Raw genomic sequence first — 25,004 nt, 5'->3', positions numbered from 1 at the left:
AATTTCGACGAGTCGCTGTCTCGATATTTCGTGTCCGAAATACCCCAGTCAGCGCCCACACGAATTACTTGGTTAACTTTTTAAAGAGCGTTGAGCCTCTGCTCAATCAAGGCCGCGTATTCTACATCGAATCCCGACCTTGTCAACCACTTATTTTTCGAAGAATCCGTAAAACTTTTTCTCCAACATTTTCAAGTGGTTAACTCTTCAGAACCGACCCCGTTCGGCGTCTTGTCCCTCAGAAGTGGTGCGCATTCTACAGCCCTCAGGAAAACTGTCAACGACCTTTTTCAACTTATTTCCCAATGCTTCGGTTTCCACCTACCCCCAGCACAAAAAGCAAGCAGAAACAGGCGAAAACCGATCGAAATTTAACCACTAAGCCCTGCGAGGCTTTCTGCGAAACAGGGCCCGGATCGGCCCAGACAACGAATAGGCCAGAAAACCGACGAACAATACCGTCGCTGGATCTACCGCAACGACAACAAACGCCAATACAACCAGGAGAATGGCCGCAAAAGGCACCCGCCCCCGCAGATCAAGATCTTTGAAACTGCGGTAGAGCACATTACTTACCATCAATACACCCGTACCAGCGACAACCAGCATTGTAAGCAGCGTCAGCCAGGTTGATGATTCAAACGTATGGAAGCACCAAACCAGGCCGGCAACACAACCTGCGGCTGAGGGGCTCGCCAACCCGACAAAGAACTTCTTGTCGACCGAACCGATCTGAGTATTGAAACGCGCGAGACGGAGCGCAGTACCCGCAACATAAATAAACGTAACGGCCCACCCCACTTTTCCGAACCCGTTCAGCGACCAGAAAAATGCGACCAGCCCAGGGGCAACGCCAAAGGCGACCATATCCGCCAGGGAATCGTACTCTTCACCGAATTTACTCTGGGTATTGGTCATGCGCGCAACCCGGCCATCGAGCCCATCAAGTATCATGGACACGAAAATAGCAATGGCAGCGTTATCAAATACCCCATTGGCCGCAGACACAATGGCATAGAAGCCGGAAAACAGTGAGGCGGTGGTTAACGCATTGGGAAGAAGGTATATACCTCTGCGGCGAACCGGGGCACCCCCAACCAACTCCTCTTCAACCACCTCACCCGCCTCGACATCACAGTGAGGGTTCGCGCCCGCATCGTTTTCGAGTGGGTGATTGTTTGATACGGAATCGTCTTGCTTCTTATCGTCAGTCATTTCCAATTACTCCGGAAAGCATTTGGGCGGAGTATATACGAAAAACGCGGCCACTCGGGCCGCGTTTTTCTCAGAACAAGCAGGAAGTCCGCTTAGTTCTTGTCCTTGTCTACGATTTTGTTCGCAGAAATCCACGGCATCATGCCACGCAGCTTCTCACCAACCGTTTCGATTTCGTGAGCAGCATTTTCGCGACGACGCGCCGTCATTGACGGGTAGTTCAGAGCACCTTCAGAGATGAACATCTTCGCGTACTCACCACTCTGAATACGCTTCAGAGCATTACGCATGGCTTCGCGGGACTGCTCGTTGATGACTTCAGGACCAGTCACGTACTCGCCATACTCCGCGTTGTTGGAGATGGAGTAGTTCATGTTGGCGATACCGCCTTCGTACATCAGGTCAACGATCAGCTTGAGCTCGTGCAGACACTCGAAGTAAGCCATCTCAGGCGCATAACCACCTTCAACCAGAGTTTCGAAGCCAGCTTTAACCAGTTCAACCGCACCACCACAAAGAACAGCCTGCTCACCAAACAGATCGGTTTCAGTTTCGTCTTTGAAGGTTGTTTCAATGATACCGGTACGACCACCGCCGATGCCGCTGGCGTATGACAGCGCAACGTTCTTCGCATTACCGGAAGCGTCCTGGAAGATAGCGATCAGATCAGGAATACCACCGCCGTTGGCGAATTCGGTACGAACAGTGTGGCCCGGCGCCTTCGGAGCAACCATGATTACGTCCAGATCTTTACGGGGAACGATCTGGTTATAGTGGATAGCAAAACCGTGGGCGAATGCCAGGGTAGCGCCTTCCTTCAGGTTCGGTTCGATCTCATCACGGTACAGCTGAGCCTGGAACTCGTCCGGGGTCAGAATCATGATAACGTCTGCCGCAGCAACGGCAGAAGGTACATCACTGGTCTTCAGGCCATAGGCTTCAGCCTTGGCAATAGAAGAAGAGCCCGGGCGCAACCCCACGGTTACGTCAACGCCGGATTCTTTCAGGTTGCACGCGTGAGCGTGGCCCTGAGAACCGAAACCGATGATGGCAACTTTTTTGCCCTGGATGATTGAGAGATCACAATCCTTATCGTAATAAACCTGCATGAGAAACCTCTACTCTTTTGTAATGCCCCTCAAGGGGCATGATGTTCAATTCGATTAACAGCCTTGTTACAGGCTCAATACTTTTTCACCACGGGCGATACCGGAAACACCGCTACGCACTACTTCCAGGACACCGGCTGTTCCGACCGCCTGAATAAAGCCGTCAAGCTTCTCGCTGTCACCCGCCAACTGCACCGTGTACACAGAGCTGGTGACATCAACGATCTGGCCACGGAAGATATCCACCGTACGCTTGATTTCAGCGCGCTGGGATCCCGTTGCCTTGAGCTTGACCAACATCAGCTCACGCTCGATGTGTGCACCTTCAGTCAGGTCAACCAGCTTGACCACCTCAATCAACTTGTTCAGCTGCTTGGTGATCTGCTCGATAACCTTGTCCGATCCAGTGGTGGTCACTGTCAGACGAGACAGCGTCTCGTCCTCGGTAGGCGCTACGGTCAGCGTTTCAATGTTGTAGTTGCGCTGCGAAAACAGGCCAACCACACGAGACAATGCACCCGGTTCGTTTTCCAGCAAAACAGAAATGATTCGACGCATGATCACACCCTCTCCGTCTTGCTGAGCCACATATCTTTCATGGAACCACGGGCAACCTGCATCGGATAGACGTGCTCAAAGCGGTCGACGTAGATGTCCACGAATACCAGGTCATCTTTCATCGCCAGCACTTCTTTCAGTTTGGCTTCGAGATCTGCTTTCTTCTCGATCCGGACACCTTTATGGCCGTAGGATTCCGCCAGCTTGATAAAGTCTGGCAGTGATTCCATGTAGGACTGGGAGTGACGGGACTCATAGTTCATATCCTGCCACTGCTTCACCATGCCCAAAGCCTGGTTGTTCAGATTGATGATCTTCACCGGCAGGTTGTACTGCTTACAGGTCGACAGCTCCTGAATATTCATCTGGATACTGCCTTCGCCGGTAATGCACAACACTTCGTCATCGGGATGCGTCAGTTTGATACCCATAGCCGCCGGCAAACCGAAGCCCATGGTGCCGAGACCACCGGAGTTGATCCAGCGATTTGGCTTGTCAAACTTGTAGTACTGGGCCGCAAACATCTGGTGCTGACCCACATCGGTGGCCACGAAAGCGTCTCCATTGGTCAGCTTGCACAGCATCTCAATGACTTCCTGCGGCTTGATGACATCGTCATTGGTTTCATAACGCATGCCATGGAACGCCCGCCATTCCTCGATCTGCTTCCACCAGGAAGACAGCGCATCAGAATCCGGTTTTTCCTTGCTTTCCCTGACCAAAGCGAGCATCTCTTTGAGCACCGCATCTACCGGCCCAACAATCGGCACGTCGGCATCGATCGTTTTGGAAATAGAAGCAGGATCAATGTCGATGTGTATAATCCGGGCGCCAGGGCAGAACTTCTCAGTCGCGTTGGTCACGCGGTCATCAAAGCGCGCACCAACAGCCAGTATGAGGTCCGAATGGTGCATGGCCATATTGGACTCATAGGTGCCGTGCATTCCCAGCCACCCCAGATGCTGCTTATCGCTGGCCGGATAGCACCCGATACCCATCAGGGTATTGGTGATCGGGTATCCCAGCAGCCGCACCAACTCAGTAAGCTGATCCGACGCCTTGCCCAGAATGACACCGCCACCTGCGTAAATCACAGGACGACGCGCAGCCAGGAGCATATCTACGGCCTTTTTGATCTGGCCTGCATGCCCGCGAATGGCTGGATTGTAGGAGCGCAGCTTCACTTTCTTGGGGTACGCGTATTCGTAACGCTCATTCGGCGTAGTCATATCCTTGGGGATATCAACAACGACCGGACCAGGACGGCCAGTTGAAGCAATGTAATACGCCTTGCGGATCACTTCCGGGATTTCCTCCGGATGACGCACAGAAAGATTGTGCTTCACCACCGGACGGGAGACGCCGATCATGTCGGTTTCCTGGAAAGCGTCCTCACCAATGAGGTGCGAGGCAACCTGACCACACAGAACCACCATGGGGATGGAATCCATGAATGCGGTGGCAATGCCGGTAATCGTGTTGGTGGCTCCAGGACCCGAGGTCACCAGTACGGTACCTGGTTTTCCGGTTGCACGGGCATAGCCGTCGGCCATATGAACCGCCGCCTGTTCGTGCCGAACCAGAATATGCTTGACTTTGTCCTGCCTGAACAGAGCGTCATATATATGAAGCGCTGCACCACCCGGATAGCCGTATATGTACTCGATCCCTTCATCTTGCAGGGAACGAATCAGCATATCGGCGCCAGACAATAACTCCACGGTTTTCTACCCTCTTCTACGAGTGAATGAGCCGGAAATTCTTCCGGTTGCCTGGATTCGCGGTGTCCTTGCTTCTTTTGAAAGCGGAACCTGCTGCTCCTCCACACCTTGAACTAAAGAGGTTGTCTCCTGGCCGGTCGGCCTCCTGAGGGTTGCGGAGAACGACCAATCAACGGGTTGCACGTAAGCAACAACCAACAAGCATCGGGACTCGATGCATTAAGTGTGGTGATTAACGGGGGATACTCGCTCGGGATTGCCTGCCGAATTACCCCCAGTTTCAGGCAATCGCCAATTCTGACAGCGCGAAACTCCCTGTCAATAGGCGGTAGCGCTTTATCTCTTCAATATCGCCAAAGGTCTGCCATACTTGCTTCGAGTTCACTCATGAGATTTGAACCAGACAGAAGAAAAAACACTGCAACGATGGCATGATAAAGTTACTTTAAGGATTAGAGGTTCCGGGATGCTTGGCCCGCGCCACCCCGGAAAGCAGTAAACCCAAGACGAGTAGACCCATGAACAGGATGATTCTGACGCTGACATTACTTCTGGCAGCCGCCCCGGGCGTTGCCATGAGCGCTTCCGTATACAAATGGACTGATGAAAACGGGGTCACCCACTTCGGTGACAGGCAACCGACAGGCAAACAATCCGAAAGGGTCAATGTCCGCTCTGGCACGTCGTCCAGCGCCGCCGCCAATCGGGCCAGCCCCCAGGAGCGTCTTGGTGATCTGGAAGAACAGCAACAGATGACTGCAGAGCAGGAACGGGAGACAGCCGTTCAGGAAGCCCGCAGAAAACAGCGCGAAGCCAATTGCGCCACTGCCCGCTCCAATCTGAGAATCATTGACAGCAATGCCCGTATACGGGTTGAAGAGAACGGGGAGCAACGCTACCTGTCACCCGAGGAAATTGCCGATAAACGGAAACAGTTCGAAGATATTGCAGCTGAGAACTGTGGCCCGGACAACAGCGAAGCCAGTCAGTAAACCCCGTGGGCAGACGCAAAAAAGCCGGGGCTGAAGGGCCCCGGCTCGCGCTCTCTGAACTGGAATGGGCCATCAGGCCTTGTCGAAGACCAGCTCGTGATCCTGAACACTTCCTCGAATAGTATCCCCTGAAACAAACTCTCCCAGCAGAAGCTTCTGTGCCAGAGGATTCTCTATCATCCTCTGGATCGCCCTCTTCAGTGGTCGTGCACCATAAACGGGGTCGTATCCCACTTCCGCCAACAATTCCATCGCGGCCTCGTCCAACTCCAGCTTCATGTCCTGATCTTTCAGGCGCTTGCTGAGCGACTCGATCTGAATTCGGGCAATGCCCTGAATCTGGTTTTCCGCAAGCGGATGGAAGACCACAACTTCGTCCACCCGGTTAATAAACTCCGGCCGGAAGTGAGTACCTACGACCTCCATCACTGCGTTCTTCATGGATTCGTAGTTTTCTTCCCCCGCCTGCTGCTGAATGATGTCAGAGCCCAGGTTTGATGTCATAACGACGACGGTATTTCGGAAGTCCACCGTGCGCCCCTGACCATCCGTCAACCGTCCATCTTCCAGCACCTGCAACAGAATATTGAACACATCGGGATGAGCCTTTTCCACTTCATCCAGCAACAGGACAGAGTATGGCCTGCGTCGAACCGCCTCCGTCAGGTATCCGCCCTCCTCGTAACCCACGTATCCCGGAGGCGCACCAATCAGTCGGGCTACGGAGTGTTTCTCCATAAATTCGGACATGTCGATGCGGACCATGGCCTCTTCCGTATCAAACAGGAACGAAGCCAGAGCCTTGCAGAGCTCGGTTTTACCAACACCGGTCGGCCCGAGGAACAGGAACGAACCGTTCGGACGATTCGGGTCCGCCAGGCCCGCACGGGAACGACGCACCGCATTGGAGACCGCTTCCACAGCTTCATTCTGACCGATAACGCGATCGTGCAGCGCCTCTTCCATACGCATCAGTTTGTCGCGCTCGCCTTCCAGCATTTTCGACACTGGAATACCCGTCCATTTGGAAACGATCTCGGCAATCTCTTCATCGGTAACCCGATTACGGAGCAGCTTCATTTCCATCATCTCAGCCTGGCTCGCCATATCCAACTGGCGTTCCAGCTCGGGAATCTGGCCGTACTGCAACTCGGACATTTTCCCAAGGTCTCCAGAGCGACGGGCGTTCTCCAGTTCAATCCGAGCCTGCTCCAACCGACTCTTGATCTTCTGGGAACCGTGCAACGCTGCTTTTTCGGTATTCCAGACCTCTTCGAGATCAGCGTACTCCCGCTCCACACCGGAGATCACATCGCTTAGCTCGTCCAGACGCTTCTTGGAGGCTGCGTCCGTTTCCTTCTTCAAGGCTTCCCGCTCGATTTTCAGCTGAATCAGCCGGCGCTCAAGACGATCCAGGGCTTCCGGCTTGGAATCCATTTCCATTCGAATCTGACTGGCTGCCTCATCCACCAGATCAATCGCCTTGTCCGGCAACTGGCGATCCGTGATGTAGCGGTGAGAGAGTTTCGCTGCGGCGATGATCGCGCCATCGGTCACCTCTACTCCATGGTGAACCTCATAGCGCTCCTTGAGGCCCCGCAGGATCGCAATGGTGTCCTCTTCACTCGGCTCAGTGACAAGAACTTTCTGGAAACGGCGCTCCAGAGCCGCGTCCTTTTCGATATTTTCACGGTACTCATCCAGAGTAGTGGCACCAACACAGTGTAATTCACCGCGAGCCAGGGCCGGTTTGAGCATATTACCTGCATCCATCGAGCCTTCAGCCTTGCCGGCGCCGACCATGGTATGGATCTCGTCGATAAACAGAATGATCTGCCCCTCCTGCTTGGACAACTCATTGAGAACCGACTTCAGACGTTCTTCAAATTCGCCACGGAACTTCGCCCCGGCAATCAGTGCCCCCATATCAAGGGAGAGAACCTTTTTATCTTTCAAACCATCGGGCACTTCACCGTTGACGATACGCTGTGCCAGACCTTCAACAATCGCCGTTTTACCAACGCCGGGCTCACCAATCAGAACCGGATTATTCTTCCGCCGACGCTGGAGCACCTGAATCGTCCGGCGAATTTCATCATCACGCCCAATAACCGGATCCAGCTTGCCTGCTTCTGCTCTCTCGGTCAGATCAATGGTGTACTTGGATAGCGCCTGGCGATTTTCCTCTGCACCGGCATCGCTAACACTCTCACCGCCCCGAACCTCATCAATTGCCTTTTCCAGAGCCGCCTTATCAACACCCTGCTCCCGAAGCACGCGACCGAGAGTGCCGCGATCTTCCAGAGCCGCCAACAACATTAACTCACTGGATATAAACTGGTCCTGACGCTTCTGAGCCAGCTTGTCAGCAATATTGAACAGCCGCCCCATATCATTGGACATGGACACATCACCGGCTGAACCTTTCACTTCCGGAAGGTTCTCGATTTCCCGTGCAATAGCCTGACGAAGCCGGCCAGGTTCAACTCCCGCCTGCTTGAGTAGCGGTTTGATGGAGCTGCCATCCTGATCCAGTAGCGCCTGCATCAAGTGCAGCGGTTCGATAAAATTGTGGTCCTTCCCAACCGCCAGGGATTGGGCATCCGCCAGAGCGGTCTGTAAACGGCTCGTCAGCTTGTCGATTCTCATTGATTCAATACCCCGATTCTTTAGCGGATACGCAGCGTGCGCGAGTGGCGTGCAAGGTATCCGGTTGCTTTGAATTTAAATGTAGGGGCAAGTGGGGGGACTTCAAGCTATCGGGGACGCAAACCGTCAGAAAGTTGACGGGCGTCATCAAAGAGTCGGGACGAGCCCTGAACTAGGAGGTCAGCCATACCAGAGTTGCCATACGGCCCGTCTGGCCATCCCGGCGATAAGAAAAAAAGCGGCTGGAATCATGGACGGTACAGAACCCTCCGCCGGAAATAGCCGTTACCCCGGCACGACCAAGGCGCTGTCGGGCCAACGCGTATATGTCTGCAAGATAGTGCCCGGAACGGTGCTCCGACGGCGTAAACGCCTGGACCGCCCCGGAATCGTATTCCAGGAAGACTTCCCTGACCTCCGGGCCGACTTCGAATGCGTCAGGGCCTATTGCGGGCCCGAGCCAGGCGATCAGGTTCTGTGCCGGAACGCCCATCGAATCAATGAGATTCTCCAGCACACCGCCTGCGAGACTGCGCCACCCGGCATGAGCAGCACCAACCACGGAGCCACTGCGATCGCACAGGATAACCGGCAAGCAATCTGCCGTGAGGATCGCGCAGGCCACCCCGGGCACCCGGGTAAAACTGGCGTCCGCCTCGGGCCGGGCACCGGAAAATCCGGCGCCTAACTCTACCACCTCTGTACCGTGAACCTGACTGAGCCAGCCGATACGACCAGCGTCGAGGCTAACCGTTTTCGCCAGAAGGTCCCGGTTAGCGTCGACGTCAGCCTGGTCATCAGCAACGTGATCACCCAGATTGAGGCTATCCCAGGGCGGCTGACTGAAGCCGCCCAGCCGGGTTGAGCAAACCGCCCGGACTTTGGGTGAGGATAACCACTCCGGAGTCACCAGCGGAAGCTCAGAATTCATTGTTCTCCATCTCTTTCACATGCGTCCTGAGCGCTTCAAGAAGCCCCACCATATCCTCCGGCAGCGGAACTTCCCAACTCATTATCTCACCGGTTTCCGGGTGCTCAAGGGTCAACTGCCGGGCGTGAAGTGCCTGACGCCTGAACTCCGCCAGCGCATCCCGCAGCTCATCCGTTGCCCCTTTCGGCAAACGCATGCGTCCGCCATACACAGGGTCGCCAACCAGAGGATGTTTGATATGGGCCATGTGGACCCGAATCTGGTGTGTACGCCCACTTTCCAGCTTGCATCGGACATGGGTGTGCGCAGCGAACCGCTCCACCAGTCGATAGTGCGTTACGGCGGGTTTACCAGAGGCCACCACGGCCATTTTCTTGCGTTCGCGAGGATGCCGACCAATGGGTGCGTCTACAGTACCACCACCGGTAAGCGTACCCACAACCACCGCTTCATATTCGCGCCCCATGGTCCGGTCCTGCAATTGCTCAACCAGAGAGGTATGCGCAATAAGGCTGCGAGCAACCACCATAATACCGGACGTGTCTTTGTCCAGGCGGTGGACGATGCCTGCGCGGGGTAGATTCTCTACCTCCGGGGCGTGGCTCAATACGGCATTTACCAGAGTACCAGCCGCGTGACCGGCCGCAGGATGCACAACCAGCCCCGCCGGCTTGTTGATTACCAGAAGGTGCTCGTCCTCATAGACAATATCCAGCTCGATTTCCTCGGCTTCCCAGGTAACCTGGGCTTCTGGCTCCGCCTCCAGTGACAAGCGGTCGTCAAGCATCACTTTGTCCCTGGGTTTGCAGACCCTGCCGTTTACGGTAAGCGCGCCAGCCTTGATCCATGACTGGATCCTTGAACGCGAATGCTCCGGCATCAGTTCTGCAGCAGCCTGATCCAGACGGCGGTCGCTCAGCTCCGGTGGCACAACAAAACTGGCGGTAATTCGATTATCAGATGACATTAAGCCCCCGGGGCCGATGTGTTACGTTTCAGATAGAATTTTCCAAACAACCGGCCACACTCTGCACATGCGGCGTCTTCCCCGCTACAATGGCCGATCTTTTGAATTTATCGACATTATACGGGAATCCGGCATGAGATCAGTTGTCCGTTTACTGCTACTGCCCACTCTGGTGGTCATGATCAGCGCCTGCGCTTCAAATAAGCCGGAAGAGGTGCTGCCGGAGGAAACGTACTACGACAATGCCCGGGAAGCGATGAACTCCGGCAACTTCAATGAAGCCGAAGACAATCTGGACGCCCTGGAGACCTATTACCCGTTTGGCCGTTACGCAGAGCAGGCCCAGCTCGACCTGATCTACGCCCGATACCAGAACCTCGATCTGGAGGGCGCCCGTGCTGCGGCAGACCGTTTTCTCCGCCTGAATCCCCAGAGCGAGCATGCAGATTACGCCCTCTACCTGCGCGGACTCGCATCCTACAACCTGGATATCGGCCTCGCGGCCCGCTACTTTCCGGTTGATGTCTCCGCCAGAAACCCCGGCGAACAACTCCAGTCATTCAGGGACTTTTCGGAGCTGCTGAACCGCTACCCGGATAGTCAGTACGCTGCCGATGCGCGCCAGCGCATGATTGCGATCCGCAATCGCATGGCTGAGATGGAACTGCATGCGGCCCGTTACTACATCAAGCGGGAAGCCTATATCGCCGCCAACAACCGCGCTCGCTATGTAATAGAACAATACCCGACGACACCTTCTGTCGAGGAAGCCTTGATTATCCTTGCTGAAACCTTCCGCTTCATGGATCTCAAGAAAGGGGCGGACGATGCCGTTGCCCTGTTAAGAACGAACTTTCCTGACAGCGACGCATTCAACGACGACGGCGAATTCGAAGCCGATGTACTGAAGCGGGAAAACCGCTCCCTGTCCAGCGTCGTCACCTTTGGCCTGATGGGCGACGAATAAACAAAAAAGGGGTAGATAACGTGTTATCTACCCCTTCTTCCCCCGTTTACACTATTTACCGCTCTTCCAGCGGTTGGTAATCGGGTAACGACGATCCTTGCCAAATCCCCGTTCACTGATCCTTACCCCGATCGGCGCTTGCCGACGCTTGTATTCGTTGATGTCTACCAAACGAACCACCCGGTCAACATCCTCCCTCAGGAAGCCTTCGGCAACGATGGCATCGGCACTGAAATCCCGCTCAACATACAGATTGAGGATCTGATCAAGTACATCGTACCCCGGCAGGCTATCCTCATCTTTCTGATCCGGTGCCAATTCTGCAGAAGGGGGACGTGTGATGACACGCTCAGGAATGACCGGCGACAGCGTGTTCCGATACCAGGCCAGCTTGAAGACCAGAGTCTTCGGCACATCCTTGAGCACATCAAAGCCGCCAGCCATATCGCCATAGAGGGTTGAGTACCCTACAGCCATCTCACTTTTGTTGCCGGTCGTCAGGACCAGAGAGCCGAATTTGTTAGACAATGACATCAGCAAGACACCACGCAAGCGAGCCTGCAAGTTCTCTTCCGTGGTATCCGGCTTCGTACCCTCAAACGGTCCTGCCAAAGTGGCCATGAAAGCATCGTACATGGGTTCAATGGAGAACACGTCGTATTGAACATCAAGCGCAACAGCCTCGGCCTCCGCGTCCTCCAGACTCATGCTGGAGGTATAGCGAAATGGCATCATCACGGCTCTGACCCGGTCCTTGCCAAGGGCATCGACTGCCACGGCCAGAGTCACAGCGGAATCAATGCCTCCGGACAGCCCCAGAACAACGGATTTGAAGCCATTCTTGTTGACGTAATCACGCACCCCCATCACCAACGCCTGATATACATTCGCTTCCAATGACGGCGCATCGGGCAGCGCCTGCGACACTGGCTGGCAATGGTGCTCACAAAGAAAATCTACAGGGAACAGACCTTCACGAAACTGTTCCACTTCGGCGGCCAGAACCCCTGAGTGGTCAACAACCATGGAGCCGCCGTCAAACACCAGCTCATCCTGCCCACCCACAAGGTTTACATACACAATGCTGACTCTGTTTTCCCGAGCCTTTCTTTCCACCAGAGCCTTCCGCCGGGCCTGTTTGTCAGTATCGAAAGGCGAGGCGTTGAGGTTGAGAATCAACCTGGCTCCCGCCCTGGCTGCATCCTCAACCGGGCCATCCTTCCAGATGTCCTCACAAACGGTAATGCCCACCGGTACGCCGCAGATATCCATGACCAGCACATCATTACCTTCGGCAAAATACCGTTTCTCGTCGAAGACCTGATAGTTTGGCGGGAACCGTTTGAAATAGCGCCCGGTAATCGCGCCCTTCTCGATAACCACTGCCGCGTTGTACAACAACGATCCGCTGCGAATGGGCGCACCTACCACGATCGCAGGACCGAGACCGGACTCCTTGAGCCGTTCGAGTGCTTCATTAACCCGAACCTCAAGACTCGGTCTCAACAACAGGTCTTCCGGTGGATAGCCTGTAATACACAGCTCGGGAAACACGACGATATCCGCCTGATGCTCCTGGGCTGCCCGGCGGGTGGCGTCAATCACGAGATCGGTATTTCCGGGGATATCCCCCACAAGGAAATCTAACTGGGCCATCACCACGCGCAGTTTGCTGGGCGATGCGCCTGAGGATGACGGCGTCCCGGAAACGGACATAAAACGGCTCCTGTAACTTATTGCCATGAAAAGGCTATTATAACCCCGCAAAGATAAGGATTTCCTCCGACCAACAGCGGATTCCCGAACCATGGCAGTGGATACAATACCGGAAACAGCCGTCAGCCCCCGCCCGATCGCACCAACTCGCCGACAACAGATCAAGCTCTTCCGTATCTACAATCATTACCGCCTGGTTGTCAGCCTTGTACTCCTTGGTCTGCTGTTCGTCGATCCGGAGAATTTCTACAACCGTTTCCGGTTACTGGAGTACTACCAGGCGGGTGTTGCAGGGTATCTATCCCTCAATGCTTTCATCGCTCTTGCGATTCTGGCCGGCTTTCGGCCGAGCCACCGGCATATCACGATCTCCATCCTGCTGGACATTCTGGTGATGCACGGACTGCTGTTTACCAGCACAGGGATAACAAACGGTCTGGCCAATCTGGTCATTGTTTCGGTTGCTGCGGGCAACATCCTCACGCCCAGCAGGATGGGTACATTCTATGCCGCACTGGCAGCCATATGCTCACTCGGCATTTCCGGCTGGGCTGTTCTCGCCCTGAACGAACCCGCTGACGACATTGTGCGAGCTGGCTCACTCGGGATTCTCTATTTTGCGGCGGCGTTCATACTGCAGAACATTTCCATTCGAATGATGCGCAGCGAAGCTCTCGCCTCAAGCCGGGCCAAGAGTATTGCGGAACTGGAAAAGATCAACCAGCAGATTATCCAGCGTATGCGAACCGGCATCCTGGTACTGGATCGATATGGCTCTATCCGTCTGGCCAATGCCGCAGCCGAAGAGCTGCTTTCTGGCGCCACTGACAACGGGCATACCCATCCGGAACACCTGATGTCTTTGCCACAAGCCCTTAAACTTGGCCTGGAAGACTGGCTAAACGACCCCAGAAAACGCATTGAACCATTCCAACCGTCGCCAACAGCGCACTTCCTGCAGGTTAACTTCACTCAGCTAGATGAAGACAGAGGCGATCAGATACTGGTCTTCATCGAAGATATGAGCAAGGTTACACAACAGGCTCAGCAGATGAAGCTGGCTTCCCTGGGACGATTGACCGCCGGTATCGCTCATGAGATTCGCAACCCTCTGGGAGCCATCAGCCACGCAGCGCAGCTCATGGAAGAGTCCACTCACCTCGATCAGGGTGATCATCAGATGCTCGATATCATCCGCCGGCATTCCAGGCGGGTAAACGGCATCATCGAGAATGTTCTGGACCTCTCCCGGCGACGCGCTGCCAATCCGGATTTGCTGGAAATCGGCCCCTGGCTAAGGGAGTTTCGTGAGGATTTTTTGCAAACCCGGGACAACAAGACGACTCATATCAGCCTGGAGATCCATCCAGACCTGCCGCCCGCACGATTTGATAAAAGCCAGATCGAACAGGTGATGGTTAATCTCTGCGATAATGGCCTGCGCTATAGCCAGCAACGGATTGGCGAGCCACGAATCAGTCTTCATGCTGATGTAACCGCTGACGGAGAGAGGGCGTATGTGGATGTCCGGGATTTTGGTCCGGGTATCAAAGCGGAAGATCGCTCCTCAATCTTCGAGCCCTTCTTCACAACCGACAAAAGCGGCACAGGCCTTGGTCTTTATCTGGCGCGGGAACTGTGCGAGGCTAATCAGGCCCACCTGTCTCTGGTGGAAGATGACCAACCTGGTTGCTGCTTTCGCATTACATTTGCCCACCCGGGCAGGATGATCTGACGCAGTACCGAAATTTCGGGCGTCTTTTTAACGACATGGAACCGACAAGAACAGAATGACAGCTCACACTGCCCTTATTGTTGACGATGAACCCGATATCCGGGATCTGCTGGAAATCACCCTGAGCCGAATGGGCATTTCGACCCGTACAGCTCCTGACGTGGGTTCGGCCAAGACACTTCTTTCAGAGAACACATTTCACCTGTGTCTGACGGACATGAACCTGCCCGATGGCAACGGCATTGAGCTGGTTCAGTGGATTCAGAAACACTCTCCGACGACACCGGTGGCGGTCATCACTGCCTACGGCAACATGGACACCGCGATCGAATCCCTCAAGGCAGGAGCCTTTGATTTCGTATCCAAGCCGGTTGAGCTGTCCCGCTTGCGGGAACTGGTCAGCAGCGCCCTGAAGCTATCGGAACCAGCTTCGGAGCAGGAACAGGGGCACGATGAACCTGGCCTTCTATTGGGCAACTCACCGCAGATCAAAAAGCTGCGAAACCAGGCGCGAAAGCTCGCCCGAAGCCAGGCTCCCGTGTTTATCAGCGGCGAATCCGGTAGTGGTAAAGAACTGGTTGCCCGGACCATTCACATGCAGGGACCGCGCTGCGACGGGCCCTTTATTGCCGTGAACTGCGGAGCAATCCCTTCAGAGTTGATGGAAAGCGAGTTCTTCGGTCATAAAAAAGGGAGTTTCACCGGGGCAGTTGAAAACAAAGAAGGACTTTTCAGGTCCGCCAACGGCGGCACTCTGTTCCTGGATGAAGTAGCCGATCTGCCGTTGGCCATGCAGGTGAAACTGCTACGGGCTATTCAGGAAAAAGCCGTACGCCCAGTGGGGGACAGCCAGGAAGTGCCGGTGGATATTCGGGTGTTGAGTGCTACTCATAAGAATCTGGCCGATTTGGTACAAGACGGCAGCTTCCGTCAGGATCTGTTCTATCGTATCAATGTGATTGAACTGGCAGTTCCGCCACTTCGGGACCGATCAGAAGATATTGCAATGCTTGCGGCACACATACTCGGGCGAATTGCCAAAGAGTACGAATGTGACGCTGCAGCGCTCACGCCGCACGCTATTGAATGCCTCAAAGCGTACAACTTCCCGGGAAATGTCAGGGAGCTTGAGAACATCCTGGAGCGTGCCTTTACGCTGTGTGACGATGACGAGATCGGTGAGGAAGACCTGCACCTTGGCAATGGCAATAGCCGTTCGCCTGCTCCCACCTCCCTGACGGAAGCCAAGCCTGATGTTGATGCCTCCATGGTACCGGAGGGTGAAATTGATCTTGAAGGCTATCTGGAAAGCATTGAGCGTAAGGCCATCGAGCAGGCGCTGGAAGCTACCCGATGGAACAAGACGGCGGCGGCCAAGAGGCTTGGGATCAGTTTTCGGGCATTGCGGTATCGGTTGAAGAAGTTGGGGATGGAGTAGGTTAAAAATCGTCAAACAGGATTTACAATACGTTTCGGGCGTTCTACGCCCAATTTGAAGCAGGACGCTTCTCATTTACTCAAGGAAAGAGAACATGGACTACAGCTACAAGCAGAAGGGCTTTACCCTGATCGAACTCGTGATTGTCTTGGCCATTTGTGCCGTCTGCCTGGGAGGAGCCATACCAAGCCTAAATCAAGTTTGGGACGCCAGTAACCGCCGCTCAGCAGTGAATGACCTCGTATCGCTGATAAATCTTGCACGAACGACTGCAATCCAGGAGCACAGCGTCATCACGTTGTGTCCATTGGGCTCAGACAACAAGTGCATATCTGACTGGAACCGTCCGATTAGCGTTTTTCGTGACCCCGGAAGAGCTAAAGAACTTACTGCAGACTCTCAGCTTTTAAGGACACTAGCCGCCCCCCAGTCTGGGCACTTAATCGTCCGCTCTGCAAACCGCCCCTACTTCCAGTTTCAACCCACTGGCATCGCACGGTTTGCAATAGGCAACATTATCTGGTGTCCTGAAGACAACGACAGCAGCCTCGCATCTCAAATCAGGATCAATATGGGTGGCCGCCCATCCATATCCAAAGATAGGGATGGAGACGGCGTGGTAGAAGGAAGTGATGGTCAGCCCATTTCCTGCTCAGCCTGAAACCAAAGAACTCTACACAGAAACCAACACTGACGACGTTTCATTTCTGTGTGGAGACTCTGTTTAATCCCAGTTCTGTCGCTCGCCGGTCGAAAGAAGCACAATATTGCCACCACCCTGCCCATTCTTGGCCTGAGCCTCCAGTCGATAGGCGGTCGCTGTTGTATTGGCAGCAACAATCACCAGGTCGTAAAACTTAACGCTACCATCGAGGGGGGCTTCTGCCGGAAATATATCACCCGCACCGTTACCAACAGCCGCCCCAACATAGGTGTTATTCTGCGTGTGGTAACGTTCCATCGCATTCGCGAGCGACATCAACGCGGATTTCGCATCAGCTGCTCTGGCATTCTCGACATACCGGCTGTAGCTGGGCAATGCAATTGCGGCAATAATGCCGATAATTGCAACCACAATCATCAACTCGATGAGTGTGATTCCAGATTGACGATTCATACCCTTCATAATGCATCAGTCCTGAAAACCTAATTATTCCGTTTCACTCAAGGAAACACCTTTTACTCATACAGTTCTTGCCAGCTCATCCGACCCAGAGAAGGGTTCTGGTCTCCCACATCGATTTCCTCGCTGAGTAGCTCGTTATCGGAGCGTGGAATAATGGCGTAATCACCCAAGAAGCTGGTCGGATTCGGCAAGCCGCCCTGAGTCTTAAATCCAACATATGGGGCCCCAAGCTTTGGCCATACAGCGCGATCCGGGGTCTGGCCATCAAGCCCAAAAGCCATGATCCAACCACTACCACCGACATCACAGGGGTTATTCGTTGGAACCGTCGAGTTTACGAAAACATACTCCCCCCGAACCTGCGGAGCCTGGACAATGCGCTCGCCGCTTTCTGTAGTGAAATCTACATACCAGCCATTCTGAGTATCAAAATCATCGCCGGTGGAGCTCCTAACGTTGTAGCTTGTTCCGTCCACGGTAATCGTTGTCTCAGACAGAGTTCTCCCCACGAGGTCTGATCGATCCAAACCACTCACGCCACTATCCAGAATTCCATAGAACGATTGAACATCGGTATTAGCAGTATCCGGCTGAGTTAAATACTGCCCGGTACCGAACAAAACCATCAGATCAGGAGCCGCATTATTTTCATCATCAACAGGGTTCCGCACGACCATCGGCGCTGAAGTGATGGGCTGAGAAACCCCACTTCGACTTGCAGTAAAAAGAGGCCCATTGTATGCGTCGCTCCAAGAACCATTGTTACCTGATTCTGCTACCCAAACATTACCTTTCAGATCTCCGGCATAAATCCTGTCGATTATCCGATCTCCGCTGATATCCAGCTGCCGAATAGCAGACAGTCCTGTGGCATCGTTGGCACCGTCAAACTCAATAAACCGATAGTCTCCATTTTCTTCCCAGCTTCCATCCAAGCCAGCCTCAATATCGAGCATAAACAGACCTGTAGCGACAGTTGTCGAGTTATAACCATTCGGCAGGAACACCGTCCACCGGTAACCCTTTTGATTTCCCCAATCGGCTAAACCAACAGTCGGAGGTTCTGTGATGTAGCCCAAACGGTCATCATCGTCACTCGTGAACTCCCACATAACCATATTCGCGGCGTTACCTTCACTAAGCGACGAAGGATTCGTGATATCCAGAGCAAAGATGCCCTTCGCTCCCGTTCTACCTCCTCCGATCAGGATGGTCCGCCAATCTTCAGAAGCACCGTTGGGTCCAGCAGTGAAAATGTCAGACACTCTTGGTGCGAGGTCTGCGTAATAACGATGAAGATAATTGGGGTCTGTCAGGAAATGCAGCCCTTCCTGGTCAGCTGAAGAAGCCAGAAATTCCGGGATATAAGCAAACAGTTCACTTCCGTCCGAAACGTTGAACGCATGAAGCATTCCGTCATTGGCTCCCGCATAAATAACCGGACTTCTGAACTCCTGTTCGGCGCGGAAATCTGCGTAAAGGTTGTTGTTTGCCGGATTCTGGAGGTCGGCTGTTCCGAATGGCTCCGCGTTCGGCCAGCTCAAACTGGGCTCGCCCACGTATACAGGTGTCGAATTAACAATATCACCTAGCCGACTAGCACGCTCCCGCAATCGTCCATCAGTAATATCGCCTCGCAAGTAATTGACTCTGGCTTCTGCGAGCGTTGAATCGCCATACTCCAAATCATCTTTGAGGTCTTGAGTGAAAGATGCCCAATTCGAGTAGGTAAACGCCAGTCCGGACGATCCGCTGTATGTAATAATATTTCGCGGGTTCGCTTGAATATCCCGGGCATCCAACGCCTCACTTGCGCTCCACGCAGCATTCCCAAGAATCGGGGCTCCCCCATTCGGATCTTCCTCCAGATTCAGGGCGTAAAGCTCCCCGCTCCAAGTCGCCGAATCGAAACTAGCGCCAAATAGCAGAGTATCGGTATCCAACGTTGCGGTATTGAAGGTAACCCCTGACGACGTACCCTCAGCCTCTGTGGCAAAATCAGCGAATGCCTGTTCCAGACTGGCAATCATCAGACTCGCTTCACCGGCAATATAAAAATTATCCGGTCTCTTGAAGCTGACATTACCTACGGTAACTACATCATTGTTCGTATACCAAAGCTCTTCCTCTAGAGCATCCGTCTGAGTGTCAGGATCAAAGTTATCTGGCACTTTAAAACCACCATACTTCGCAGCCATGTAATACTGATTGCGGCTCTTAGGCTCCAATTTCTGATTTTCAAGAACATCAACCCAATAAGTGCTGATGGTCTGTTTACCAGGCTTACCGGGTCTTATATCAGTAATATGGTTATCGTACGCCAAGCCTGCGATGTAGGCAGAATTCTCGCGCCCCGTAAAACTATTAGTCTCACCAAGGCTTGTTATGCCTTCCATAACACCCACCTGGTTCGTACGGCTAATCACATTGACCGTATCATCGTTCTGCACTTCGGATGGCATCGTTGGCTCATCCTGACGATACGTGTCATTCCCGGGGAGGTTCTTATCGTCGTGAGTATTGACGTCGCCAATACCCAATATAGCCATTGGCTGGCATTCATACTGAACTGGGTCATCATCAGCCCAGTCTTCAATTACTGGAAAGTTGTCCGTAAAGCGGGCAATTTCATCGTCCGTATACCCTGTCAACGCCGAGTATGATGAAACTTCAGGCAGTCCTTTAAGGTATCTTGTTGCGGCATAGTAAAGTTCGCTGACAGGATCTAGCGACTTATGATTGAAATCATTTAACTGTCCAAACTTGTTGAGGTAGTTGATAACTCCGCTATCTGCAATCACCCCTGGCGTATTGGAGGCATCTACAGGATCTGGATTGCGAATCAGTACCCCGGTCGCCTGATCCCATTCGGTATTGGGATTCGCCACCACCCCATTCTCTGGAGTGGTCATAGTTGGCCCAACAAATTTCTGGCGAGCCCTCAGAACACCACCATCACGGACATTACTGGAGTGATTGAGATAGCCAAAAACACTATACCGAATAGTCTCTGCGTTCTTCTGGATAACCCCCTCAGGCTTCCACCCCTGGGAGTACTGAACGCAGTTGTCCTCGACTCCAACGGAAGCGTCGCAAACCTTCACACGAACAGCAGCCCGATAACTAAAGTCATCCCAATAGTCAAAGGTACTGGGATTATAGTTATGTACATTCTGGTAGGGCAGCAGGTTATTCAGACTAAAATTCATACTAATACCCTGACCGCTGATCAGGATCGTTATCTTGTCTGCTGTAAACGGTGTTGCCCCTGCAACGGCCGTACTGCCTTCGAGTATTCGCTGGAAGCCGCTTTGTCCAGGATGTCTAGCTTTTTCCAACCATGTTTCGGTTGCCGTATCCCGGACCCGATACCCGCCTGTCAAAACTTTTCGGAAAGGGTCAATGGTTTGAGTTGTAGCCCAGTTCAGGAAGTTGCCACTCCACTCACCAGCCCCACCACAGGTTCTTGAATTGGTTAACGAGGTCGGGTAAAAGTGACGCTCTGACTCTGTAGCGTCGTAATCGTATACATAGCATTTTCCAGAATCGAAATAGCCCGTAAACTCTTTACTGCTGGCATAGTCATTATCGATATTGGCTATACTTTGCAGCGTTGGATACTCCACTGACGGCGTAAGAACCAGATTGCCTGGGACGCCTCGACCACCAGCCAGGTACAACGGTTCATCTGCGATCACGCCCGGCGCAGCATAGCCGGTAACCGGAGCCACCAGACACAACCCAATAACGGCACCTTTCAGGTGTTTCACTATATTCTTCATGGATACTCCTCCAGTCACCGTTTACAGGTCTCGGGCGTAATAGGTTTCTATAACCCGCCTGGCTTCCCCGGATGTTCCAGGGCTCCAGGATACTATTCTAAAGGCCTGGGCATTAAGCGAACCGGTTTCATGGGTATAGCCTTCAACCACCACATCAGTCAGTCGTTCAGGCTGATTGGCTTCCCCCATATGCTGAATGTAAAAACGGGGGGTTACTCCACCAACAGCAGTGCCGTCCAGTACGTCCTCACTGCCAGCCCAATCATAGTTCATTGGATCTGGTGGCGTATCATCTGGACCATATAAGCCATCCGTTCCGTCAAATGCCGACAGGACGTTTATCCCATCAAGGACAATTTCCCCGTCCCGAATTCCCGACTCTGCAATCTCCAAAGAGGTAGCTCCCTCTCTGCTAGCTGAAACCATCCGTTCTTGCAGTACTGTGCCCTGCATACTAGATATCGCAAGCAATGAAAGGACCAGCAACATGAGCAAAGATAAAATGAGAGCGGCACCGCGCTGATTTGTAGAAAGGCCTTTCATCATCACCCCCCTATACGGTTTCTAAGAGTCGTCGTTGCGGTATAAACGCGATACAGGAACGTATCATCATCGCCAACGGTGGTTAGAAGAGTGTCGTCATCAACACAGTCCAACCACCCTGGGTAGCAGTAACTCTGACCGCCATCGGTGACATTATCCTCAGGGGAACGCACTAAGATGCTATAACGCAGAGCTACGGTATTGTCAGCCTGTGTTGCAGTTCCGTCAGAATCTTCCCAGACATCAACTTCCCTATCTGAGTTGTTGTCCACTCCGAGTTGAACCTGGAGATCTCGGATATCCTCCAAGATGGCAATAGGGTTTTGGAACAATCCAACACCAGCAACTCCGCCGGTAACATTTACGCCGTCAAAAACCATCTCCCGGCGGCCATTTTCATCACGGAGGTAAAAACGCTGCTGACGAGGTCGAAATACCGATGCTCCCTCAGGGTCATCATTGTAATTGGTAGACAATTTTTGAGTGTAATTACCTGGCCCCTCGTTCACATTCCCACTATTGTGAACAATAACTTCATTGTTGTTATTGATATTGGTAACTTGGAAGATATCGCCATTCTTGCAGTTCGTTACAATCAGGATATCGTTCTCATTAAACGAGTCACTATCATCAACCCTCAGGTTCGCGGCATTCTGGGACGGCTGAAATGTCACACGCACGGCATTGTTACCGTTTGTGCCCCCCAACGAAATACGATCAGAACCTCCGGCACCAACACCATCTTCCACGTCTAACCCCCTGAGCAGGGCTGACACATTGAAGGGGCCGCCAGAATTCAAGGTGCTATTCAAATTTGTCAGGTCTCGTAAGCACCCCCAATAATCAGCATTACGTATCTCGCGAGCCAAAAAGGAGGTCGACATCCGGCCAATCTCCTGAACCCTGGAAGACGCTTCCGCCAAGCGAAAGCTTTGGCTATTCGCAACGAATATCTGCGTAAGCCCTAAAGTAAGGATCATCGCTAACAACAGCGCAATCATCACTTCTATCAACGAAAGACCTGCGTTTCGTGACAATGCAATCATTGCTCCAACCTCGCCGTATAGGTATAGGTCTTTTCTTCCTCAGAGCTGCCGTACTCACGCTCATCCCATGTAACGGTGACGTTCACAACATTACCGTTAAACTGAATATTGGCGGATGCGGTAGGCACGTCTTGAAGCAGTGCAGCTTCCCAGGCATCCACATCGCCGCTGGCCAATGCACTACCTCCGTTAGCCCGCACCATTTCGACCATTTGTTCCGTGTGCAGATTAATCTGCGATCGAACATTCGCGTTATTTGCCTGCTGCAAAGACAACAACTGCAATCCCGCAACCCCAAGTAATCCAATCAACAAGACCAATAACGCCACCAATACTTCAATTAACGTAAAGCCTTTTGTTTTCTGCGGAACTGAACGCATCGTTACAAATCTCGCCCTCGCATTCTCGATAATCATGGGCACCCACCATCTGTTGTCGAAATCCGCCCGCCGACTGTTACTCCAACCTGGCGCCCCTCTGCATCTCCAGAACATACAGTAAACGTCACTGCCGCACTCGCCAGGCCGTTGGCCCGAAAGTCCAGCGTTCCATTAGATATGGTCGTACCACCTTCCGCAGGCTCCATCACCCTCAGCACGGTTCCGTCCCCACTTAGCGTCGAGGTGAGTGTGTTCGCTGACGCCGTCACTTTAACCAACGCTCCACGACGAATAGCTTCAGAGCGGGAGTAGTTCAGCATTCCGACAACAGAGTTTGTCGTTGATACAACACGATTATTCTCGATAAGCCTGCCCATCTGGGGGACGGCAAATCCGGCAATAATAGCAATGAGAGCGATGACCACCATCAACTCAATCAGCGTGAAACCTCGATTACTCTTGTGCACATTATTTCTCAGAGTCAGCATAAACGGCATCCAAGTTTGGCTATGATGATGAAATCAGAAAACATAACCCACCTCCAACCCGAATGGATAAACGGTCAAAGATGCAGGACAAATGGCATTGATGAAACGCATCCTGTGAACCAGGCACGTTTTATTAAAGGCATAACAGGGAAAGGACTAGGACATTAATTGCGATATGGAGCTAGAGCTGAAGTTCAGGAAACCTCAACCACATCAATCCGAAGCTCTTTAGGCATAGAAAACACAATGTTTTCCTCCCTGCCCGCAACTTCCTCAGGAACCTCACCACCCAGTTCCTGCAGCCTGGCGATTACATCACTTACCAGAACTTCCGGCGCGGAAGCGCCAGCGGTCACACCAACAGCCGTCTTCCCTTCCAGCCACTTCGGATCAATCTGCGAAGCCTCATCGATCAGATACGCAGGCGTGCCCATGCGTTCTGCGAGCTCACGCAACCGGTTGGAGTTGGAACTGTTCGGGGAGCCCACCACCAGCATCAGGTCGCAATCGCCGGCGAGCTGCTTAACGGCATCCTGGCGATTCTGGGTGGCGTAGCAGATATCGTCTTTCCGGGGGCCCTGGATCTCCGGGAATTTTTCCCGCAGGGCGTCGATCACCCGTGCGGTGTCGTCCATGGAGAGAGTGGTCTGGGTAACATAGGAAAGGCGGGATGCGTCTTTTACTTCCAGGGCTGCTACGTCGGCTTCATTCTCAACCAGGTAGATCTCGCCACCGTTGCTGTGGTCATACTGCCCCATGGTCCCTTCTACTTCCGGGTGGCCATGGTGGCCGATCAGCACGCACTCGCGGCCATCACGACTGTATCGCATGACTTCCAGGTGAACCTTGGTCACCAACGGGCAGGTGGCATCAAATACTTTCAAACCACGGCGGGCGGCTTCATTCTGCACTGCCTGGGAAACGCCATGGGCGCTGAAGATCACCAGCGTGTCATCGGGCACTTCATGCAGCTCATCGACAAACACCGCACCGCGGTTACGAAGGTTCTCCACCACAAACCGGTTGTGGACCACTTCATGACGCACGTAGATGGGTGCGCCAAACACATCCAGTGCACGATTGACGATTTCGATGGCCCGATCCACACCGGCACAAAAGCCGCGAGGGTTGGCGAGTCTGATCTGCATGGTGATTTCCCGCTATGTCCTGTCGATGACCGAAGGTCAGTGGGTTGGCTTGGCTGGTTCGACGTCGAGGATTTCTACGTCAAAGATCAGTGTACGCCCTGCCAAAGGGTGATTGAAATCTACCTCTACCTCGTCACCTTCAACGCGGCAGACCACCCCAGGCAGTTCACTCTGGCGTGCATCGGCAAAGGAAATCATGACACCGGGTTCCAGCACCATATCTGCGCTGAATTCATGGCGTTTGAAGGTCTGTACGTTATTCGGGTTATGCTGGCCGAAGGCCTTCTCAGGCGGCACTTCATAACTTTCCCGATCCCCGGCCTTCATGCCCATCAGGTAGGCTTCAAAGTTCTCCGGCAGGTTCTCATCGCCGATTTCCAGAGTGGCAGGCTCTTTCTCGAAGGTCGAATCAACCACTTCGCCGTCCTGAAATTTCAGGGCGAAGTGAAGTTGGACCCGGGTGCCTTTATCTACGGGAAGTTCTTTCATGGGC

At 53.3% G+C, this 25,004-nt stretch carries 21 protein-coding genes; 5 read left to right on the top strand and 16 right to left on the bottom strand.

All coding sequences use genetic code 11. From position 1 onward, the window contains the following. Positions 1–378 precede the first annotated feature (378 nt). From pssA to FWJ25_RS16260, 4 genes are all read right to left on the bottom strand, one after another. A complete protein-coding gene (gene pssA, locus FWJ25_RS16275; protein ID WP_149601320.1) occupies positions 379–1,215 on the bottom strand; it encodes a CDP-diacylglycerol--serine O-phosphatidyltransferase in 837 nt (278 codons plus the stop codon). 92 nt (positions 1,216–1,307) lie between these two features. After that, positions 1,308–2,324, bottom strand: coding sequence for a ketol-acid reductoisomerase (ilvC, locus tag FWJ25_RS16270; RefSeq protein WP_149601319.1), 1,017 nt, complete (start codon positions 2,322–2,324; stop codon positions 1,308–1,310). Positions 2,325–2,390: 66 nt separating this feature from the next. Continuing rightward, the gene (gene ilvN / locus FWJ25_RS16265) at positions 2,391–2,882 is read right to left on the bottom strand and encodes an acetolactate synthase small subunit (protein ID WP_149601318.1); all 492 of its coding nucleotides are present in this window, start codon (positions 2,880–2,882) and stop codon (positions 2,391–2,393) included. A gap of 2 nt (positions 2,883–2,884) precedes the next feature. Beyond that, a complete protein-coding gene (locus FWJ25_RS16260) occupies positions 2,885–4,603 on the bottom strand; it encodes an acetolactate synthase 3 large subunit (protein ID WP_149601317.1) in 1,719 nt (572 codons plus the stop codon). A 518-nt stretch (positions 4,604–5,121) separates the two neighbouring features. Here FWJ25_RS16260 and FWJ25_RS16255 point away from each other — a divergent pair. Beyond that, a complete protein-coding gene (locus FWJ25_RS16255) occupies positions 5,122–5,595 on the top strand; it encodes a DUF4124 domain-containing protein (RefSeq protein WP_149601316.1) in 474 nt (157 codons plus the stop codon). 72 nt (positions 5,596–5,667) lie between these two features. On the opposite strand, the gene clpB is transcribed toward FWJ25_RS16255, so the two are convergent. From clpB to rluD, 3 genes are all read right to left on the bottom strand, one after another. Then, positions 5,668–8,244 carry an ATP-dependent chaperone ClpB gene (gene clpB, locus FWJ25_RS16250; protein WP_149601315.1) on the bottom strand — a complete coding sequence of 859 codons (2,577 nt, stop codon included), beginning with the start codon at positions 8,242–8,244 and terminating at the stop codon, positions 5,668–5,670. Positions 8,245–8,416: 172 nt separating this feature from the next. After that, a complete protein-coding gene (pgeF, locus tag FWJ25_RS16245; RefSeq protein ID WP_149601314.1) occupies positions 8,417–9,175 on the bottom strand; it encodes a peptidoglycan editing factor PgeF in 759 nt (252 codons plus the stop codon). Beyond that, entirely contained in the window at positions 9,165–10,142 is a 978-nt protein-coding gene (gene rluD, locus FWJ25_RS16240) for a 23S rRNA pseudouridine(1911/1915/1917) synthase RluD (protein ID WP_149601313.1), read from the bottom strand. The genes pgeF and rluD overlap by 11 nt, the downstream gene beginning before the upstream one ends. Before the next feature lie 133 nt (positions 10,143–10,275). On the opposite strand from rluD, the gene FWJ25_RS16235 reads away from it, so the two are divergent. Continuing rightward, positions 10,276–11,109 (top strand): outer membrane protein assembly factor BamD, encoded by an 834-nt coding sequence (locus FWJ25_RS16235; RefSeq protein WP_149601312.1) that lies wholly within the window; start codon positions 10,276–10,278, stop codon positions 11,107–11,109. Positions 11,110–11,160: 51 nt separating this feature from the next. Here the strand turns inward: FWJ25_RS16235 and FWJ25_RS16230 are convergent, their stop codons facing one another. Beyond that, entirely contained in the window at positions 11,161–12,825 is a 1,665-nt protein-coding gene (locus FWJ25_RS16230) for an NAD+ synthase (protein WP_149601311.1), read from the bottom strand. 91 nt (positions 12,826–12,916) lie between these two features. On the opposite strand from FWJ25_RS16230, the gene FWJ25_RS16225 reads away from it, so the two are divergent. From FWJ25_RS16225 to FWJ25_RS16215, 3 genes are all read left to right on the top strand, one after another. After that, entirely contained in the window at positions 12,917–14,560 is a 1,644-nt protein-coding gene (locus FWJ25_RS16225) for a sensor histidine kinase (RefSeq protein WP_149601310.1), read from the top strand. Positions 14,561–14,615: 55 nt separating this feature from the next. Continuing rightward, entirely contained in the window at positions 14,616–15,998 is a 1,383-nt protein-coding gene (locus FWJ25_RS16220; RefSeq protein WP_149601309.1) for a sigma-54-dependent transcriptional regulator, read from the top strand. A gap of 94 nt (positions 15,999–16,092) precedes the next feature. Next, the gene (locus FWJ25_RS16215) at positions 16,093–16,659 is read left to right on the top strand and encodes a GspH/FimT family pseudopilin (RefSeq protein ID WP_149601308.1); all 567 of its coding nucleotides are present in this window, start codon (positions 16,093–16,095) and stop codon (positions 16,657–16,659) included. 63 nt (positions 16,660–16,722) lie between these two features. Here the strand turns inward: FWJ25_RS16215 and FWJ25_RS20015 are convergent, their stop codons facing one another. From FWJ25_RS20015 to fkpB, 8 genes are all read right to left on the bottom strand, one after another. Next, positions 16,723–17,124, bottom strand: a complete 402-nt coding sequence (locus FWJ25_RS20015) for a type IV pilin protein (RefSeq protein ID WP_281292553.1) — start codon at positions 17,122–17,124, stop codon at positions 16,723–16,725. Positions 17,125–17,177: 53 nt separating this feature from the next. Then, complete coding sequence (locus FWJ25_RS16205) at positions 17,178–20,906, bottom strand: pilus assembly protein (RefSeq protein ID WP_149601307.1); 3,729 nt, start codon at positions 20,904–20,906, stop codon at positions 17,178–17,180. Positions 20,907–20,927: 21 nt separating this feature from the next. After that, positions 20,928–21,452, bottom strand: coding sequence for a pilus assembly PilX family protein (locus FWJ25_RS16200; protein WP_149601306.1), 525 nt, complete (start codon positions 21,450–21,452; stop codon positions 20,928–20,930). Beyond that, positions 21,452–22,495, bottom strand: a complete 1,044-nt coding sequence (locus FWJ25_RS16195; RefSeq protein WP_149601324.1) for a PilW family protein — start codon at positions 22,493–22,495, stop codon at positions 21,452–21,454. Before FWJ25_RS16195 ends, FWJ25_RS16200 begins: the two co-directional genes overlap by 1 nt. Further along, entirely contained in the window at positions 22,492–22,911 is a 420-nt protein-coding gene (pilV, locus tag FWJ25_RS16190) for a type IV pilus modification protein PilV (RefSeq protein WP_188093649.1), read from the bottom strand. The genes FWJ25_RS16195 and pilV overlap by 4 nt, the downstream gene beginning before the upstream one ends. Next, complete coding sequence (locus FWJ25_RS16185; RefSeq protein ID WP_188093648.1) at positions 22,908–23,363, bottom strand: GspH/FimT family pseudopilin; 456 nt, start codon at positions 23,361–23,363, stop codon at positions 22,908–22,910. The genes pilV and FWJ25_RS16185 overlap by 4 nt, the downstream gene beginning before the upstream one ends. Before the next feature lie 194 nt (positions 23,364–23,557). Beyond that, on the bottom strand, positions 23,558–24,511 hold the full coding sequence (gene ispH / locus FWJ25_RS16180; RefSeq protein WP_149601304.1) for a 4-hydroxy-3-methylbut-2-enyl diphosphate reductase: 954 nt from the start codon (positions 24,509–24,511) through the stop codon (positions 23,558–23,560). 36 nt (positions 24,512–24,547) lie between these two features. Continuing rightward, positions 24,548–25,000, bottom strand: coding sequence for an FKBP-type peptidyl-prolyl cis-trans isomerase (gene fkpB / locus FWJ25_RS16175; protein ID WP_149601303.1), 453 nt, complete (start codon positions 24,998–25,000; stop codon positions 24,548–24,550). Positions 25,001–25,004 lie beyond the last annotated feature (4 nt).

Origin of the sequence: Marinobacter salinexigens (assembly GCF_008370345.1) — a bacterium.
GTDB classification, from domain to species: domain Bacteria; phylum Pseudomonadota; class Gammaproteobacteria; order Pseudomonadales; family Oleiphilaceae; genus Marinobacter; species Marinobacter salinexigens.
The sequence above is the reverse complement of the archived record's forward strand: the minus strand, read 5'-3'. Positions and strand labels throughout refer to the sequence as shown.